Here is a 17,525-nt window from a genome sequence, read left to right on the forward strand (position 1 = left end):
ATGGTTGTTTTTGACAGAATTATTATAACTCACATCATGCCGTCTAAAAAATAATCACGAAAGATCAACACGCCCTATTTTTTAATTTGATTTTTTCTAAACTTGTTTCATCGCTTTTGGGTTAAACAAGTTTATCTATTTTTTCAATTATAAAAATAGCATTATTCTAATATATTTTGTTGTATGATGAGCCATTTAGCAATAAATATAAGGATCAGCTGATGGATGAAAAAATAGGAAAAATCAAATTCAATAAGAAAGTCATCGTCAATGCGTTATTAACAGTATTGAATATTGAAAAAATATCTCCCAGTTTTATTCGCATACAGTTTAGTAGCGATAAACCAGTAAATATCGATCCATTATGGATTTGTCCGTATTTAAAATTGCTTTTTCCTGATCCTTCAACCAATGTAATTACTTTCCCTAAACTTGATGATAATAATAAAATCGCTGTTGATGATAAGCAACGTCAGCTAGTCCGTAGTTATAGTGTGCGCGAATTTGAGCGTGCCTCTAATCAATTTTTTGTTGATTTTGCTATTCATGATACAGGATTGGCTTCAGTGTGGTCGCAAAAAACTAAGATTGGTGACCAAATTGGTTTGATTGCGGCAGCCAGCAAGTTGCGATTTACTGATAATTGTTTGGTGTTAATGGGGGATATTTCGGCTGTGCCCGCCATATGTTATACGCTTGAACATCTTCCTCAAAATCAGAAGGCTTTTGCCTTTATACAGGTTAATCATAAAAGTGATATAGTGCCGTTGCCAGATAATAAAAATATTAAGGTGAATTGGTTTATACAAAATAGGGATAATCCCTTTCAATTAGTTGATGCGGTAATTAATGCTGATTTATCAGAGCAAAATAAGTTGTTGTTTTGGGGAGGGATGGAGCGTTCGTTGGCACAATCTGTTCGTCATGCTATTAAAGATAAATATATACATTTGTCGCCTGATGCTTTTCATATTACTAGTTACTGGCGAGAAGGTTTCGCCGAAGGCGAATTTAAACATCGTGAATAATTAACGGTTACTTTTATGAATATTCTTGCTCATTTGCATTTGGCTACGTTAGCACGTAGTTCGTTGATTGGTAATACAGTTGCTGATTTTGTTAAAGGTGATCCTTATTTAATTTATAACTCTAATATTGCCGATGGCATTATGCTACACCGTAAAATTGATAGATTGACCGATAGCCTGCTTGAAGTTAAGAAAGCCAAGCTGCTGTTTAGAAAATCGCATCAGCGAGTTGCAGCCATTACATTAGATATTGTGTGGGATCATTTTTTGTCAAAGCATTGGGCTAATTATGGTTTGTTGTCGAGTGTGTCTCAATTCAATCAAGTAACAAAAGCTCATATCCAACCTTATATTGACGTTTATCCGGTAGATTATCAGCATTTTATGAATTCAATGTGGCAAGGGGAGTGGCTCGAAAATTATGCTTCTATTGACTTTGTTGGTAATGTCCTTAGTGGCATGGCAAATAGACGACCAAAATTATATTTGTTAAAAGAAACAATTGTTGATGTTAAGCAGCATTATGCTCAATTAGAGTCGTTATTTTTTTTGTTATATCCCAAAATCTGTTTAATAGTAAAAGATAGCACCAGCTAAACTGGATTTTGGTGCTACCAGTTCAAGCCGCTATGCTTAAACCAGTAGTGTTTTAGATTATTTGCTGTTAATTTGGCAATATCAGTTTGCCATCTGCTTTTTGGATAATGCTGTTGCTATTTGGCGTTTGAGCTATCGGTTTTAGGTTGTTGTCGGTTATTTGTGGCGCATAACCGCTTTTACCTCCACGAGTTTTGGTACGTACAACTTGGCTTACTGGTAGCGTAGCGTTGTTGGTTAAGTTAGCCCATAACCACTCGATGGCATCTTCGCCATAATAATCAATTGGTAGTAATGTGTTGTCAAATGGGGCTCGGCCATCTAAGTAGCTGGCGTTTTCTACTTCAATATATCGCAGTTGTGATTGTTTACCTTCAACTAAGCTATTTAGTGCGACATAAGCGCGCGATGTATAATTGGGTAATTGTTTAACATTGTTCCGACCATGGACAATAAAGGTTTTTATACCATGTAAGTTACCCGATGCCATAACTTGTTTTATGCCTTCTTTAATGCGTGGTTCTTGTGATTTTTTATAAACACAGATCGATCCTTTAGTGCCGTAATCGATTGTATTTTTCGTTTGCGAGCTAGAATAAAATTCACGTCTTGGGGTGTTGAGATCTTCGTTTTCAACTAGATCCAAAACCGTTGCATTACGGCCATTCCAAAGCGGTAAATGGCCGTTAGCCATTCCCCATATTTGTTCAAACGAAATTTCTTTTAATGGTGCAACTTTTCCTGTGTTGTTAATTGGGTTTTGCTGGGTGCTTGCTACCGAAAAATTGCACATATTTTCGGTGACACTATATTTGCCATAGGCACTAATATATTGATATGGTAGACCAATAGATTCAGTGTAGTAAAAATAGGGTAGTTGAATATCCATTTCTGGTGTCCAACCATTTTTATGTAGTTTTTCTAACGCTTCTTTTGGTGTTCCTGTAGTAAGTAACTTTGCTTTTTTAAGGGCGTTACAGCGCTCTTGTGAATAAAGAAAATAATCAGCATAAGGTACATAAGCATCGTCTTTATAAGCTGTTATGGCTGGTATGGCACATGGTATATATAACGCACCATAAGCACTGTAATTAGCAATAGATTTGGCTTCTAACTTTTGCGAGTTGTTGTTGCCGATTTTGAGTTTAACTGAGGCTTTGTCAAGATTTGGTTGAATTTGTGGATTAACTGCAACAATACCGTCAATCATATTTTGATCATCTAATTCGCCAGCTTTTAATGCTGCTCCACCACCATCGCTTGCGCCATAGACTAAAACCAGAGTGTTGTCTTTGTTAAATATAGCTTGATCATTCGGTGAAAACATAATATTAAGTTCATAAAAAGCAAATTCTAGGGATTTTAATACGTGTTCCCCCCAGCGGGCTTCGGCATTGAGTTGCGAGTGTAGTTGTTTTATAGCATAGCGATGGGGATATTTTTTGATATATTTTTCTTTATTATTAATCGAAGGAGAGAATAAGATGTTACCGCTTTGTACTTCTCCCCAAACGGTGAATCCAAGTTTGCGTTCAATATCATAAATGCCGTTACCTAGCCCTTTGTCGTTATATACTACTGCACAGTTGTGACGGAGTCCCCATAATCCACGAATCTGTATATCTTTGGTATTAAATATTCCATCCGAATCACTAGCAGGAACCGCAACAATGCAAGGTTTATTTTTGTTAAAATCAAGTGGAATTTGTAGCAACATGCCAACACCGTCTTGTCTTTGTACGGCTGATATTTCGGTACCTGCAATTTTACCGTCAAACAAAGGAGTTAGTTCTTGCTTTCTAAAACCAAATAGTGTTCCTTCACCAATTTTGGTGTCAATATAGCGATTTAGTTTAGCTTGTCGGCGTTCTTGAAAGTTTGGTTTAGCTGGAATTTCAACTTCTGGTACGATAGTGGTGGTTGATAATGGGGTAAACCCAAGCCCAGCTGTAACAAGGTCATCACTATCACCATCATAATAAGCTAATGTATTGCGGACTAGCCACTTTGGTTTTTTAATTGTGTTATCAATTGGGGATGGCGTGCTGCTGTTAGTTTCAGTATTGGTTGTTATAGTTGTGGTTGACGTTGCCGTTTTGCTGTCAGCTTTTGTATTGTTTTTGCCAGTACCAGCGTTTATGTTAGAGGTGGTTGGTTTTGTGGTATTGGACTGTGCCATTAATGGCATAGTAACAGCGGCAAAAAATATCAATGAGGCTAACGTTCTTAATTTTATCTTTTTCATTTTCAATACCATGCAATGTTATTCTGCTACATAAAATCTTAATAAAAAATTAGGTATATGCTAGTTAACACGTTATATAGTTTTAATTTTTTGAGGTGTAATTATACACTATATTTTTGTTATGCGTTATTAGGTAAATTGAGATTGCAAATTGCCCAAAAGGCAGCAATGATTTTCTCTGATAATCTTCTTTTTTGTACACAAATACCAACATCAAACGGTTCCATTAAGTTTGTTGACCATTCGGTTATGCGCTCTCTTATTCGTTCAGGGCTATTGTCCATTACGACTTTAGGTAATAAGGCTACCCCACAACCTAAAGCAACCATCGATACAATGGCTTCGTGTCCTGCAACCGTAGCATAAATTTTGGGATTGGAAATTTTTCTTTGCTTAAACCATAAATCAATACGGTGGCGACTAGGGCCATGTTCAGGCAATATAAAGGGAATATTATGCCAGTCAGGCTGTTTTTGATGTAGTTTGTCACTAAACGTGCTATTAAGTTTAGGTATTAGCAATACCATTTCAATTTCGCCAAATTTTAAAAACTCAATACCAGTAGGGAGCTGTTTTGGTTTACCTGCTATAGCTAAATCGGCTTCATTTGCTTGAATTTTCTTTACAGCGTCAGCAGCATCACCCGTTGATAGTTTGATTTCAACTAGAGGATAGTGGATCCTAAAGCGATCAAGTATTTCAGGTAGATGGCTATATGCAGCGGTGACTGAACAAAATAGAGTGAGTTCGCCGACAATTTGTTGGTTAGATTGATCTAAATCATATTTTAGTTGTTGGTGCATGTTTATTACTTGTTGAGCAAAACGTTTAACTTTTTCGCCCTCCGAAGTGATTTGTACTTGCCTATTGTCGCGAATAAATAGCGCGTGACCAAAATGTTCTTCAAGTCGTTGGATCTGCCTTGATAAGGTTGATGGACTAACATGCATAGCATTTGCCGTTATACCAAAGTGACAGGTTTCGCATAAATGTAAATACAATTTTAAATCACGAATGTTCATAGCAAATCCCAGTTTTTATACTTAAACATATAGTTACCTGAAACTTTTTAACAAAAAGCAGTAAATAGTGCATTACTTATTAAGTCAAATATTATGCATAGATAAATAAATAAGGCAAATAACGTTACATATAACATCAATAGCAAAACAGACAGATACCTGCTAAAATATGTGATTATTTTTGTGTGAGTTAAAACAGTTTTATGACAGAACAAGCTTATTTAGACGAAGTTAATGCACGTCGCACTTTTGCAATTATTTCTCACCCCGATGCTGGTAAAACAACCATTACCGAAAAGGTATTGTTATTTGGTCATGCGATTCAAACAGCTGGTACAGTTAAAGGCCGTGGCGCTAATGCCCAACATGCGAAATCAGACTGGATGGAAATGGAAAAGCAACGTGGTATTTCAATTACTACATCTGTGATGCAGTTTCCTTATAATGACTGCTTAGTTAATTTATTAGACACTCCAGGGCACGAGGATTTTTCTGAAGATACTTATCGTACGCTAACAGCGGTTGATAGTTGTTTGATGGTAATTGATGCAGCAAAAGGGGTTGAAGATCGTACTCGCAAATTAATGGAAGTGACACGATTACGCAATACACCAATTTTAACCTTTATGAATAAGTTAGACCGTGATATTCGCGATCCAATGGAACTGCTTGATGAGGTTGAAAACGAGTTAAATATTATGTGCGCCCCTATTACTTGGCCGATTGGTTGTGGCAAGTTATTTAAAGGTGTTTACCATTTAGCTAAAGACGAAACTTACCTTTACCAATCAGGGAAAGGTCATACAATACAAGAGGTCCGAATTATTAAAGGGTTAACTAACCCTGATTTGGATTTAGCGGTGGGTGATGATTTAGCGCAGCAACTGCGTGAAGAGCTTGAATTAGTGCAAGGCGCATCAAACGAATTTGATTTAGATGCTTTCTTGTCAGGCGATTTAACGCCAGTCTTTTTTGGTACGGCATTGGGTAATTTTGGCGTGGATCATATGCTTGATGGTTTAACAGCTTGGGCACCAACTCCTCAACCTCGTCAAACCGATAAGCGTGAAGTCGAATCATCAGAAGAAAAGTTCAGTGGTTTTGTTTTTAAAATTCAAGCCAATATGGATCCTAAACACCGTGACCGCGTTGCATTTATGCGCATTGTATCGGGTAAATATGAAAAGGGCATGAAGTTACGACATGTACGTATTGCTAAAGATATCAATATTTCTGACGCCTTAACATTTATGGCAGGTGATCGTGAACATGTTGAAGAAGCCTATGCTGGTGATATCATTGGTTTACATAATCATGGCACGATTCAAATAGGTGATACTTTTACACAAGGTGAAGATCTGAAATTTACAGGCATTCCTAACTTTGCACCAGAACTGTTTCGTCGAATTCGTCTTAAAGATCCACTTAAACAAAAGCAGTTATTAAAGGGGTTAGTTCAATTGTCCGAAGAGGGTGCTGTACAAGTGTTTCGTCCATTAACCAATAATGACTTAATTGTGGGAGCTGTAGGGGTGCTACAATTTGATGTGGTGGTTGCTCGTTTAAAATCAGAGTATAACGTTGAAGCCATTTATGAGCCAGTTAATGTGACAACAGCGCGTTGGGTTGAGTGCTCAGATGTGAAAAAACTGGAAGAGTTTAAACGAAAATGTGAACAAAATTTGGCCTTAGATGGCGGGGATAATCTATCTTATGTGGCACCAAGTATGGTTAATTTAAATTTAACTCAAGAAAGATATCCTGATATTGGGTTTAGAAAAACTCGAGAACATTAATTGTATTCATCACAAAATAGCGGAATCTATCATTATGTTTAGGCATTTTGATACATCCGCTTCTTTCTTTTTAACCGTATTTTTTTGATGATAAAGTCAAGCGAGTGAATATTATGGATTTGAAAAATAAAAAAATAGTCAATTTAATAATTAGTAGTGTTATTGGATTATTAACTATGACTACTTCACCGATATTGTTTGCTATTGAAAATAAGCTTGTGAGCCCAGTTTTGTTAGAAAAAGTTCAGCAAAGCGAGCGCGATAAGCGCCAATATGAGGTGGTTGAGCTAGCAAATAAAATGCGAGTGTTACTTGTTTCAGATCCTAATGCTGTAAAATCACTGGCATCATTAGCACTGCCTGTCGGCTCGTTGCAAGATCCCAAAGAGCAACAAGGGTTGGCTCATTATGCTGAACATATGGTATTAATGGGATCGAAAAATTATCCAGAACCAGCAAGCTTTTCTCAATTTTTAAGTCGTCATTCGGGAAGTTATAATGCTAGCACTGCAGCACATAGAACGGCTTTTTATTTTGAAGTTGAAAATAGCGCATTTGATAAAGCACTGGATTATTTAGCTGATGCTATTGCTGAGCCCAATTTAGATCCTAAATTTGCCGATAAAGAACGTAATGCAGTTAACGCTGAATTGACAATGGCCAGATCAAATGATGGTTTTAGGATCGGGCAAGTTGATTCTGAAACAATTAATCAAAACCATCCAGCTTCTCAATTTTCAGGCGGTAATTTAGAAACGTTAAGTGATAAAGAAAATAGTAAATTACAATATGCTTTAGTGAATTTTCATAAAGATTATTATTCAGCCAATATTATGGTTGGAGTGATGTATAGCAATCAGTCGATCAATAAATTGACAAAATTAGCTGAAAATAGTTTTGGTAAAATCCCTAATAAAAATATTAATGTCCCAATAGTTGATAAACCCGCTATAACACCAAATGTGTTAAATAAACAAATTTCTATGGTACCAGCACAACCCAAAAAGCTATTGTTTTTACAGTTTCCGATTGAAAATAACTTGGCTAAATTTGCTGATAAAACCGATGAGTATATTACTTATTTAATCTGTAACAGTAGTCATAATACGTTGTCTGATCAGTTACAAAAACAAGGTTTAATTGAAGGAATTAGTTCATCTATCAATCCTATCCGTTATGGTAATAGTGGTATATTGAGTATTAATGTGAGTTTAACCGACGATGGACTTGCTCAAAAAGATAAAGTTATTGGCGCTATTTTTAATTATTTACAGTTGATTCAAAAAGAGGGCATTTCTGACGCTTATTATCAAGAGATTCAAAAGGTATTAGCGTTAGAGTTTAAATATCAAGATGTCGAGCGTGATATGTCATATGTAGAATGGCTATCAGATCAAATGTTGTTGTATCCAGTTCAAAATGTGTTAAATTCAGATTATGTTGCTACTCATTTTGATAAATCAGCTATTACGGCACGTTTAAAAAGTTTGACTGCCAATAATGCTAGAATTTGGGTGATTTCGCCAAACCAAACTACCAATAAAACTGCTTATTTTGTCGATGCACCTTATAAAATTGATAATATCACTAGCGAGCAAAAAGCAAGTTGGTTAGCACTAGGCAAAAATTTTACATTTAGTTTGCCTGAGCTCAATCCTTATATACCTGATAATTTTACGATTTTAAAACAAAATCGTAATCAAGCGCAACCTGAAAAATTTAGTAAGCGCGGTAATCATATTCATTTTGCTAGCCAGTATTTTAAAAATGAACCTAAAGCTGCTATTGTTGTTTCATTACGCAATAATCAGGCTACTAGCGACGTAAAAGCTGTGGTTGCTTTTAATCTGCTTGATTATATTGTTAGTCGTAATTTAGAACAATTACGATTTCAGGCTGGAGTTGCTGGTATTTCATTATCAACTGGTAATGATAATGGCTTAATGATTTCAGCCAGCGGTTTTAGTCAGCATTTACCAAAAATGGTTACGGCCATACTTGATAACTATCGCAAGGCCACTATTGATGAGCAAAGTTTAGCATTAGCTAAATCTTGGTATTTGCAAGAATTGGATAAAGCCGATCATGCTAAGAGTTATCGGTTAGCGGTTAATCCTATTAATGCATTGTCGGTATTACCGCATTATTTTGAACGAGATGAAAAACGACAAATTACAGCAAATATGACCATTAATGATGTGTTAGCTTACCGTGATAACTTATTAACTCACTCAGTACCTTATATGCTTAGCTTGGGTAATTTGTCTAACGAGGACTCTTTAGATCTTTATCATGCCATCCAGAAAACATTAGTGCGTGATGTTGAATTTACTCCTGTTAATAATATTCAGATTAAAAACTCGTTAGAGGCTAAAATAACTCAACATGCAAAAAGCACTGATAATGCTTTGATGATGAGCTATATTCCAATGGGTTATGATAGAATTAGTAGTAGCATGATAAGTTATACTCTTTCTAAAATTATTTCACCTTGGTTTTATGATCAGTTACGCACCAATGAGCAACTTGGTTATGCTGTATTTGCAGAGCCTATTACGGTTGGTGATTCGTCGGGAATGAGTTTTATTATCCAAAGTAATCAATATGATCCGGCTTATTTAATTAAACGCTACCAAGAATTTTATCCAGTTATGCTGAATAAATTGCAAGCATTATCGAAAAAAGATATTGAGCAATATAAAAAAGCGGTACTTGATGAATTAAAAATGCCTCCGCAAACATTGGATGAGGAGTTTGGTCGTTATATGCCTGACTACCGTAATTCACGTTTTGCGTTTGATTTAAAGGATAAAAAAATCGAGCAATTGCAAAAAATTACTAAGCAAGATTTGATTGATTTTTATAAACGTTCAGTAATGCAACCTAACGGATTTGTAATGGCATCACAAGTACTTGGCAATACAACTGATATATTAAAGCAGCCACAAGCAATAACTGAGTATACCGAATATAAGAATGCATCAGCTTTGCAGGCTATATTACTACAGTCACAAACTAAATAAATTGTTATAAATAATAGAAAAGTTAATTCAATAGGAGAAAAAACTTAGATAGGAATAAAACATTTTGCCAAAAATTGGCATTGCTATCACCTTGTGATACACTGCCAAAATCCTAATAGTTTGAGTGTATTATGATTACTGGATCGATTGATTATTGTGCTATAGGTCAGCGTCTGCGTGCGTATCGGATTGCTGCCTCTTTGAGGGCTGAAGATGTTGCAGAAAGTCTTAAAATTTCAAGAGCAGCAGTATATCGGTTGGAAAAAGGTGAGATCGTTAAAATTGAAACTCTAGAGCGATTGGCTTCCTTACTTGATACGTCTTTTGCTAGTTTACTTGGCATTGATACTGAATACTATTCGAGTGGTGAAGGCTTTTTTGAACGTATGCGTCAATTAGAAGAGCAATCAACTCATATCTATTCTCATTTCGATCCTTTTTCCTTTTTATTAACTTCTTCTGATTATTTGTCTCATTTAGCGATGATGTTAAATGAATCGAGTAAACCCGCTGATCCTCAAAAAGATGCCACTACCTTATCCATTTTAAAAGATCGTAAAACTCAGTTCTGTCAATCAATTCCAAAAGTTATTAATTTAATCAGTTTACGTAATGTAGAACGTTTTTTACATATTGGTTTGGTTGGTAATTTAACTATTTCGCCGGGTAAAAAATCGGAAAGAATGCTACTAGCACGCAAAGAAGTTTATCACTTAATTCAGTTAATTGAACAACAATCTCTTGCGCCAACAATTGCTATTACACAAGAAGCTATTCCGTCAATTGCTTTTCAGATTTTTTATCAAGATGGGAATCCTATTTCATTAGCAATGAGCCCATTTCGATTAGGTGAGTTACCTAATGTTACTACCGGTATTGCATCGATTACGTCATCTTATGATGCAATTAAACGGTATCGCCATTTATTTGATAAGTTATGGGAAAATAGTGCTAAAGATAAGCAAGCAATTGATTTATTGAAAGCGACGTTAGAGAAATTTTAAAGAATATTAAAGAGAGTCCTTATGTTATCCTTAACATTACAACCGATAAAAAGATTTAATGGTACTATCAATTTGCCTGGTTCAAAGAGTGTTTCTAATCGTGCTTTATTACTATCAGCATTGAGTAAAGGTAATACACGGTTAAAGAATTTACTTGATAGTGATGATGTGCGTTATATGCTTGATGCGCTTGCAGCGTTAGGTGTGAAGTATCAGCTATCACACGATCGCACGATTTGTGATGTGCAAGGTGTGAGCGGTATTTTGCAATCCGACCATGCATTAGAGCTTTTTTTAGGTAATGCTGGCACAGCAATGCGTCCTTTAGCTGCTACGTTATGTCTTGGAAATAATAATATTGTGTTAACGGGCGAACCTCGCATGAAAGAACGCCCAATTGGTCATTTGGTCGATGCTTTGCGACAAGGTGGAGCTAAAATTGATTATCTTGAAAATGAAGGCTATCCACCACTACATATTCAAGGTGGTTTTACAGGTGGTGATATTAAAGTTGATGGTTCGGTCTCTAGCCAATTTTTAACTGCACTATTAATGGCTGCGCCATTAGCAAAACAAGACACAGAAATTACTATTATTGGTGATCTTGTTTCTAAACCTTATATTGATATTACAGTCAAAATGATGGCTATGTTTGGTGTTTTGGTTACCAATCACAATTATCAAAAATTTACTGTTAAAGCTAATCAGTGTTATCAATCGCCGGGAGATTATTTAGTTGAAGGGGATGCGTCTTCTGCTTCTTATTTTTTAGCAGCGGCTGCAATTAAAGGTGGTAGTGTTAAAGTAACTGGCATAGGGAAAAATAGCTTACAAGGCGATACCCAATTTGCTCATGTACTTGAAAAAATGGGGGCTAAAGTTATTTGGGCTGATGATTATATTCAATGCTCTCGTGGTGAATTACACGGTGTTGATATGGATATGAATCATATCCCAGATGCAGCAATGACTATTGCCACAACAGCGCTGTTTGCTAAAGGTCCAACTACAATTCGTAATATTTACAATTGGCGAGTTAAAGAAACTGATCGTTTATATGCGATGGCAACAGAATTAAGAAAGGTTGGCGCAACTGTTGATGAAGGTCACGATTATATTACTATTATTCCACCAGTTAAATTAAACCATGCCGAAATCGAAACCTATAATGATCACCGTATTGCTATGTGTTTTTCGCTAGTGGCGCTTTCTGATACTTCTGTGACGATATTAGATCCTAAATGCACAATGAAGACTTTTCCTGATTATTTCGAACAATTTAAACGATTAAGCGAAGAATGAAATGAATAAATCTGTTCCCGTTATTGCTGTTGATGGACCAAGTGGTGTCGGTAAAGGTACGTTATGTCAAGCATTAGCCAATCATTTTAAATGGCATCTTTTAGATTCTGGTGCTATCTATCGTGTGCTAGCACTTAGTGCGCTTAAGCAAGATATTGCGCTAGATGATGCCAATAAACTTGAACAACTAGCTCTTAATTTGCCACTAACGTTTGATACGCAAGGTTATAATGTTAAAGTGTTATTAGATCAGATTGATGTGACTAAAGAAATCCGTACAGAACAGACGGGGGGAGCCGCATCAAAAGTGGCGGCAATTAATTCGGTTAGAGTAGCTTTATTACAACGTCAACGTGACTTTAAGCAAGCACCTGGATTGGTTGCAGATGGTCGTGATATGGGCAGTGTAGTATTTAGTGATGCCCCTGTTAAGATATTTCTTGATGCTAGTGCCCAATCTCGTGCAGAAAGGCGAATGAAACAGTTGCAAGATAAGCAAAATAATGTTAAATTCGCCGAAATTTTGCAGGAAATAACTGCGCGTGATGAAAGAGATCGTCATCGCGCCGTTGCGCCACTTAAACCTGCAATTGATGCTCTAATAATTGATACTACATCACTGTCTATTGAAGATGTTTTTAATCAATCTATTAAGTATATAAACGAAAAACTTGCGTTGTAACTTAAATTATAGCGTGAAACTAGCTCCATTATAAGGATGTATGGAGTATTATAAACAACCCCACAAGACAGGATGTAATGTGGACGTTAAAATTAACTTAAGTATATAAATATGACTGAATCTTTTGCTCAACTCTTTGAAGAGTCTATCAATCAACTAGACACTCGTTCTGGTAATATGATCCGTGGTACTGTCGTTGCAATCGACAAAGATGTTGTTTTAGTTGACGCTGGTTTAAAATCTGAATCAGCGATTCCAGTAGAGCAGTTTAAAAATGCCCAAGGCGAATTAGAAGTTCAAGTCGGCGACGTTGTTGACGTTGTGCTTGACTCAATCGAAGATGGTTTTGGTGAAACTATCTTATCTCGTGAAAAAGCTAAGCGTCATGAAGCATGGCTTACACTAGAAAAAGCAGTTGAAGATGCTGCAACAGTTTTAGGTGTTATCAATGGTAAAGTTAAAGGTGGCTTTACGGTTGATCTTAATGGCGTTCGTGCGTTCCTTCCAGGTTCACTAGTTGACGTTCGTCCATTACGCGATACTTCTCATATTGAAAATAGAGAAATCGAATTAAAAGTTATTAAATTAGATCAAAAACGCAACAACGTTGTTGTTTCACGTCGTGCAGTTATTGAATCTGAAAATAGTGCAGAAAGAGAACAACTTCTTGAAAATCTACAAGAAGGTTCTGAAGTTAAAGGTATCATCAAAAATCTTACCGATTACGGTGCATTTGTTGATCTTGGTGGGGTTGATGGGTTACTTCACATTACAGACATGGCTTGGAAACGTGTTAAACACCCAAGTGAAGTGGTTGAAGTTGGTCAAGAATTACTTGTTAAAGTACTTAAATTTGACAAAGATCGTTCACGTGTATCACTTGGCTTAAAACAATTAGGTGAAGATCCATGGGTTTCAATCGCTAAACGTTATCCAGAAGGTACTAAAGTAACAGGTAAAGTAACTAACTTAACTGACTACGGTTGTTTTGTTGAAATTGAAACAGGTGTTGAAGGTTTAGTTCATGTTTCTGAAATGGACTGGACAAACAAAAATATTCATCCATCTAAAGTTGTTAGCTTAGGTGATGTTGTTGAAGTTGTTGTGCTTGAAATTGACGAAGAACGTCGTCGTATTTCTCTTGGCCTTAAACAATGTAAACCAAACCCGTGGTTACAATTTGCTGAAACACATAATAAAGGTGATAAAGTTAGCGGTAAGATCAAATCAATCACTGATTTTGGTATCTTTATCGGTTTAGAGGGCGGTATCGACGGTTTAGTTCATCTTTCAGACATTTCTTGGAATATGCCTGGCGAAGAAGCTGTTAAAGCTTATAAGAAAGGTGATGATATCGAAGCTGTTGTTTTACAAGTTGATGCAGAACGTGAACGTATCTCTCTAGGTATTAAACAATTAGAAGATGATCCATTCAGTAGCTTTGCTTCTAACTATAAAAAAGGCACAATAGTTAAAGGTACAGTAAGTGCAGTTGACGCTAAAGGTGCAACCATCGAAATCGCTGAAGGTATTGAAGGCTACTTAAAAGCACAAGATATCGCTCGTGAGCGTATTGAAGATGCAACAACTGCATTAAAAGTTGGTGATGAAGTTGAAGCTAAAATTGTTAACATCGATCGTAAAACTCGTGCAATTTCGTTATCAGTACGAGCGAAAGATGAAGCTGATGAAAAAGAAGCTCTCGCAGCAGTAAACAACACAGCAACTCAAGAAGATGCATCATTTACTAATGCAATGGCAGAAGCATTCAAAGCTGCATCAAAAACTGAGTAAAAAATATTTATGTAAAGAGTAAAGAGGGCTTGCCCTCTTTTTCTTTTATGGGATAAAATGAAATAGTTACATGCCACATAAATAAATTAGGAGTGATCATGAACAGATCAGATTTAGTAGAACGAATTGTTAACTGGCGAACACACCTCCCAGTTCAACTAGTTGATGATTCAGTTAGAGATATCATTGAACAGATCGCTTTAGCTATGGAAAGTAACGATCGTGTGGAAATTCGAGGTTTCGGTAGTTTTAGTTTGAACTATCGAGCTCCACGTAAAGCAAGGAATCCAAGAACTGGTGGTAATGTTGAAGTGAAACATAAATATATACCTCACTTCAAACCAGGTAAAGAATTACGTGAAAGAGTAAATAATGCTGCAAACGCATAATCTTTAAATTTCACACCTAGATGGAAGCCTTTGAGTTAAATCAAAGGCTTTTTTGTTTTAGCTAGTTTAATTTCTATCATCTAGTCGTACTTACTTATTTAAATAACCTTTACCATTTATCATTAAGGAAAAACCAGTCAACGTTATGTTGATTTAAGTCGTTAAATCCCTCTTTTAAAATATGCAATATTGCGAATAATTTCAGTAAATTTCATTAAGATTAATGATTAAAATGGAACAAAGATCGAAAAATTCAACATCAATTATTTTTTTATAATATCAAGTGATAAACTTATATTGTTCAATTTAAAGATGGTAAAGTGCTAGTGCAAAAAATTTGTTCTTTGGATTTAATGGCTATCATGTTTTCATTAGGTTGTTTGCCATTACTCTTTTTGCCCCATTTATTGTCTGATCTATATTGGTGTTTACTTGCTTTTATCTTGTTTTTAATTGTGTTAACCGTTCCTGTTAATTTTCGTTGGTATTTATCTGTTTTTGTTGCATTTAGTTTAGGTTTTTTGTGGTCAACTGCTTATTCTAAGCAATATTTATCCAACATTTCTCCCTATATTGATAAAACGCTAGTTGTTCATGCCAAAGTAGTTAATATCAATACTCATCAGGCAGCAACGGTCAACGGACCTTATTACATGTCATTTTCTATTTTTTCCATTTCAGATGTTACGCTTGCAAATGATATTCCGATTTCTGTTTACTGGGATAGGTTAGATCCTCCTAAATCTGGGGAAATTTGGCAATTGACACTAAAAACAAAAGTTGTACATGGATACTTAAATGATGGAGGATTTGATAGCCAACGCTTTTCGATAGCAAATCGTAGCTTATTATCGGCTAAATTGGTTGATGCCAAGTTATTAAATGATAAATCTGACTTAAAACAATATATTACTGATTTGGCTATACCTTATATCGATTTATTTATTTATAAAGGTATTTTGCTAGCCCTTGCTTTTGGTGATCGTTCTCAATTAGATGACGAGCATCGTATGGTAATGATGCAAACAGGTATTGCTCATTTAATGGCTATATCTGGTATGCATATTTTAGTTGTTTATGGACTTAGTTGCTTTTTGGCTAAAGCTATACTGTTTTTTATTCCAAAGCGTTTTATCTATTTTTTTTTACCAATTATAATAGGGTGGTTATGTGCATTTTTTTATGCATGGTTAACAGGTTTTAATCCGCCTACTTTGCGAGCTATGGTTGCTTTGTCAATTTGGATCTATTTTCGTTATAAAAAATATAAAATAAGTTCATGGCAAAAAATCAATCGGATCATTGCGTTGTTATTATTATTTGATCCATTGATGATTTTATCTGAAAGTTTTTGGTTATCTTGCTATGCAGTAATAACTTTAATTTTTTTGCATGATTGGGCGCCGCTTTCCAAAGCAGTAAGGCATAAAAAACGTTGGTATATAATTAGGATATTGTATTTGCAGTGTGGGTTAACCTTATTGCTGCTTCCAATTCAGTTTTTTGTTTTTCAAGGTGTTAGTGGAGTTTCGATTTTAACAAATCTAATTGCAATTCCTGTTATTTCATTAGTTACATTTCCTACCATTTTATTGGCGTTAATATTTAGTATTTTTGATTGTTTTTCTATTGCCTTATGGTTTTGGCTAATTGCTGATAAATCTCTAGAATGGCTATTTTTGAGTTTAAATTGGCTTAATCAATTATGGATTAACATCCCTTCAGATTTTTATTTATTAGGTCTTTTAGGTTGGTTAACTTTAGTGATAATCCGTACAGGTGTTTGGCAACGCTTTAGCATTACTTTGCTCGTAATTTTGATGATACTGGTTACCCCTTTTTTTAAACAGCAACACTATCGTTGGCGGTTAGACATGTTAGATGTAGGTCATGGATTAGCTATCGTTATCCATGATGGTAAGTCTGCAATTTTGTATGATACAGGAGCTAAGTGGGAAAAAAGTTCCGCTATGGAAAGGGTTATTATTCCTTTTCTACAATGGCATAATTTGAATGTACAAGGTATTATTATTAGTCATCAACATAATGATCATGTTGGCGGTTTGAAATTACTTCAACTTATTTACCCTAAAGCATGGTTAATGAGTTCGTCTTCTGATTTTAATAATGATTATCAATGTTTAGCGGGTAATAGTGTTATTTGGAATGATCTGACGTTTAATGTGCTGTGGCCTAATCAGCTGGTTAGCGATGCTCAAAATAAGGATTCCTGTGTGGTGCAAGTTACAGATGGACATTTTTCTGTATTGTTAACTGGGGATCTAGAACGTAATCAGGAATATCAATTAGTTACTAAATATCGAAATCAGCTAACGTCTACTATTTTACAAATCCCCCATCATGGTAGTAGTACATCGTCAAGTTATACATTTTTAAATCATGTTAAACCAGTAAAGTCTTTGGCGTCTACATCTCGTTATAATCCTTGGAAACTCCCCTCCAATAAGGTAATGGCAAAGTATAAAGATTTACAATTAGACTATTATGTTACTGCTAGAACAGGTCAAATAAGTCTTTTTTTTGATAAACAAACATGGAAGCTAAAAACTATGCGAGGTGAAATTAAACCTAGATGGTATCATGATTGGTTTGGTAGTTTACCAAATTATGAGTAAAATAGGC

12 protein-coding genes are annotated in these 17,525 nt (G+C 35.5%); 10 read left to right on the top strand and 2 right to left on the bottom strand.

The features are described 5' to 3' along the window. Positions 1-221: 221 nt before the first annotated feature. Both ACGH6S_RS07290 and ACGH6S_RS07295 read left to right on the top strand, forming a co-directional pair. Positions 222-1,028 (top strand): siderophore-interacting protein, encoded by an 807-nt coding sequence (locus ACGH6S_RS07290; protein WP_174799364.1) that lies wholly within the window; start codon positions 222-224, stop codon positions 1,026-1,028. Between the two features lie 15 nt (positions 1,029-1,043). Then, entirely contained in the window at positions 1,044-1,625 is a 582-nt protein-coding gene (locus ACGH6S_RS07295; protein WP_174799365.1) for an ACP phosphodiesterase, read from the top strand. Positions 1,626-1,692: 67 nt separating this feature from the next. On the opposite strand, the gene ACGH6S_RS07300 is transcribed toward ACGH6S_RS07295, so the two are convergent. Both ACGH6S_RS07300 and ilvY read right to left on the bottom strand, forming a co-directional pair. After that, complete coding sequence (locus ACGH6S_RS07300; protein WP_174799366.1) at positions 1,693-3,870, bottom strand: 3-hydroxybutyrate oligomer hydrolase family protein; 2,178 nt, start codon at positions 3,868-3,870, stop codon at positions 1,693-1,695. A 119-nt stretch (positions 3,871-3,989) separates the two neighbouring features. Further along, positions 3,990-4,892, bottom strand: coding sequence for an HTH-type transcriptional activator IlvY (ilvY, locus tag ACGH6S_RS07305; RefSeq protein WP_174799367.1), 903 nt, complete (start codon positions 4,890-4,892; stop codon positions 3,990-3,992). Positions 4,893-5,095: 203 nt separating this feature from the next. On the opposite strand from ilvY, the gene prfC reads away from it, so the two are divergent. The 8 genes from prfC to ACGH6S_RS07345 all read left to right on the top strand — a co-directional run bounded on the left by prfC (position 5,096) and on the right by ACGH6S_RS07345 (position 17,518). Next, positions 5,096-6,688: a peptide chain release factor 3 gene (gene prfC / locus ACGH6S_RS07310; RefSeq protein ID WP_296317708.1), complete on the top strand. Its 1,593-nt coding sequence runs from the start codon at positions 5,096-5,098 to the stop codon at positions 6,686-6,688. A gap of 176 nt (positions 6,689-6,864) precedes the next feature. Then, entirely contained in the window at positions 6,865-9,711 is a 2,847-nt protein-coding gene (gene ptrA / locus ACGH6S_RS07315; protein WP_411578572.1) for a pitrilysin, read from the top strand. Between the two features lie 131 nt (positions 9,712-9,842). Continuing rightward, complete coding sequence (locus ACGH6S_RS07320) at positions 9,843-10,715, top strand: helix-turn-helix domain-containing protein (RefSeq protein WP_411578573.1); 873 nt, start codon at positions 9,843-9,845, stop codon at positions 10,713-10,715. A gap of 21 nt (positions 10,716-10,736) precedes the next feature. After that, entirely contained in the window at positions 10,737-12,017 is a 1,281-nt protein-coding gene (gene aroA, locus ACGH6S_RS07325; RefSeq protein WP_296302696.1) for a 3-phosphoshikimate 1-carboxyvinyltransferase, read from the top strand. 1 nt (position 12,018) lies between these two features. Then, complete coding sequence (gene cmk, locus ACGH6S_RS07330) at positions 12,019-12,699, top strand: (d)CMP kinase (RefSeq protein WP_065589251.1); 681 nt, start codon at positions 12,019-12,021, stop codon at positions 12,697-12,699. A 111-nt stretch (positions 12,700-12,810) separates the two neighbouring features. Beyond that, the gene (gene rpsA / locus ACGH6S_RS07335; protein ID WP_085163945.1) at positions 12,811-14,493 is read left to right on the top strand and encodes a 30S ribosomal protein S1; all 1,683 of its coding nucleotides are present in this window, start codon (positions 12,811-12,813) and stop codon (positions 14,491-14,493) included. A gap of 98 nt (positions 14,494-14,591) precedes the next feature. Beyond that, positions 14,592-14,882 carry an integration host factor subunit beta gene (gene ihfB / locus ACGH6S_RS07340; protein WP_034912930.1) on the top strand — a complete coding sequence of 97 codons (291 nt, stop codon included), beginning with the start codon at positions 14,592-14,594 and terminating at the stop codon, positions 14,880-14,882. Positions 14,883-15,235: 353 nt separating this feature from the next. Next, a complete protein-coding gene (locus tag ACGH6S_RS07345; protein WP_174799371.1) occupies positions 15,236-17,518 on the top strand; it encodes a DNA internalization-related competence protein ComEC/Rec2 in 2,283 nt (760 codons plus the stop codon). Positions 17,519-17,525 lie beyond the last annotated feature (7 nt).

Origin of the sequence: Gilliamella sp. BG3, assembly GCF_046635605.1 — a bacterium.
Lineage (GTDB): Bacteria > Pseudomonadota > Gammaproteobacteria > Enterobacterales > Orbaceae > Gilliamella > Gilliamella bombi.

What these genes read in the sequence shown, in the direction of transcription:
- ACGH6S_RS07295 (WP_174799365.1), top strand. Translation starts at nt 1,044, where the DNA reads ATGAATATTCTTGCTCATTTGCATTTGGCTACGTTAGCACGTAGTTCG.
- ilvY (WP_174799367.1), bottom strand. Translation starts at nt 4,892, where the DNA reads ATGAACATTCGTGATTTAAAATTGTATTTACATTTATGCGAAACCTGT.
- prfC (WP_296317708.1), top strand. Translation starts at nt 5,096, where the DNA reads ATGACAGAACAAGCTTATTTAGACGAAGTTAATGCACGTCGCACTTTT.
- cmk (WP_065589251.1), top strand. Translation starts at nt 12,019, where the DNA reads ATGAATAAATCTGTTCCCGTTATTGCTGTTGATGGACCAAGTGGTGTC.
- ACGH6S_RS07290 (WP_174799364.1), top strand. Translation starts at nt 222, where the DNA reads ATGGATGAAAAAATAGGAAAAATCAAATTCAATAAGAAAGTCATCGTC.
- aroA (WP_296302696.1), top strand. Translation starts at nt 10,737, where the DNA reads ATGTTATCCTTAACATTACAACCGATAAAAAGATTTAATGGTACTATC.
- rpsA (WP_085163945.1), top strand. Translation starts at nt 12,811, where the DNA reads ATGACTGAATCTTTTGCTCAACTCTTTGAAGAGTCTATCAATCAACTA.
- ihfB (WP_034912930.1), top strand. Translation starts at nt 14,592, where the DNA reads ATGAACAGATCAGATTTAGTAGAACGAATTGTTAACTGGCGAACACAC.
- ACGH6S_RS07320 (WP_411578573.1), top strand. Translation starts at nt 9,843, where the DNA reads ATGATTACTGGATCGATTGATTATTGTGCTATAGGTCAGCGTCTGCGT.
- ptrA (WP_411578572.1), top strand. Translation starts at nt 6,865, where the DNA reads ATGACTACTTCACCGATATTGTTTGCTATTGAAAATAAGCTTGTGAGC.
- ACGH6S_RS07345 (WP_174799371.1), top strand. Translation starts at nt 15,236, where the DNA reads ATGGCTATCATGTTTTCATTAGGTTGTTTGCCATTACTCTTTTTGCCC.
- ACGH6S_RS07300 (WP_174799366.1), bottom strand. Translation starts at nt 3,870, where the DNA reads ATGAAAAAGATAAAATTAAGAACGTTAGCCTCATTGATATTTTTTGCC.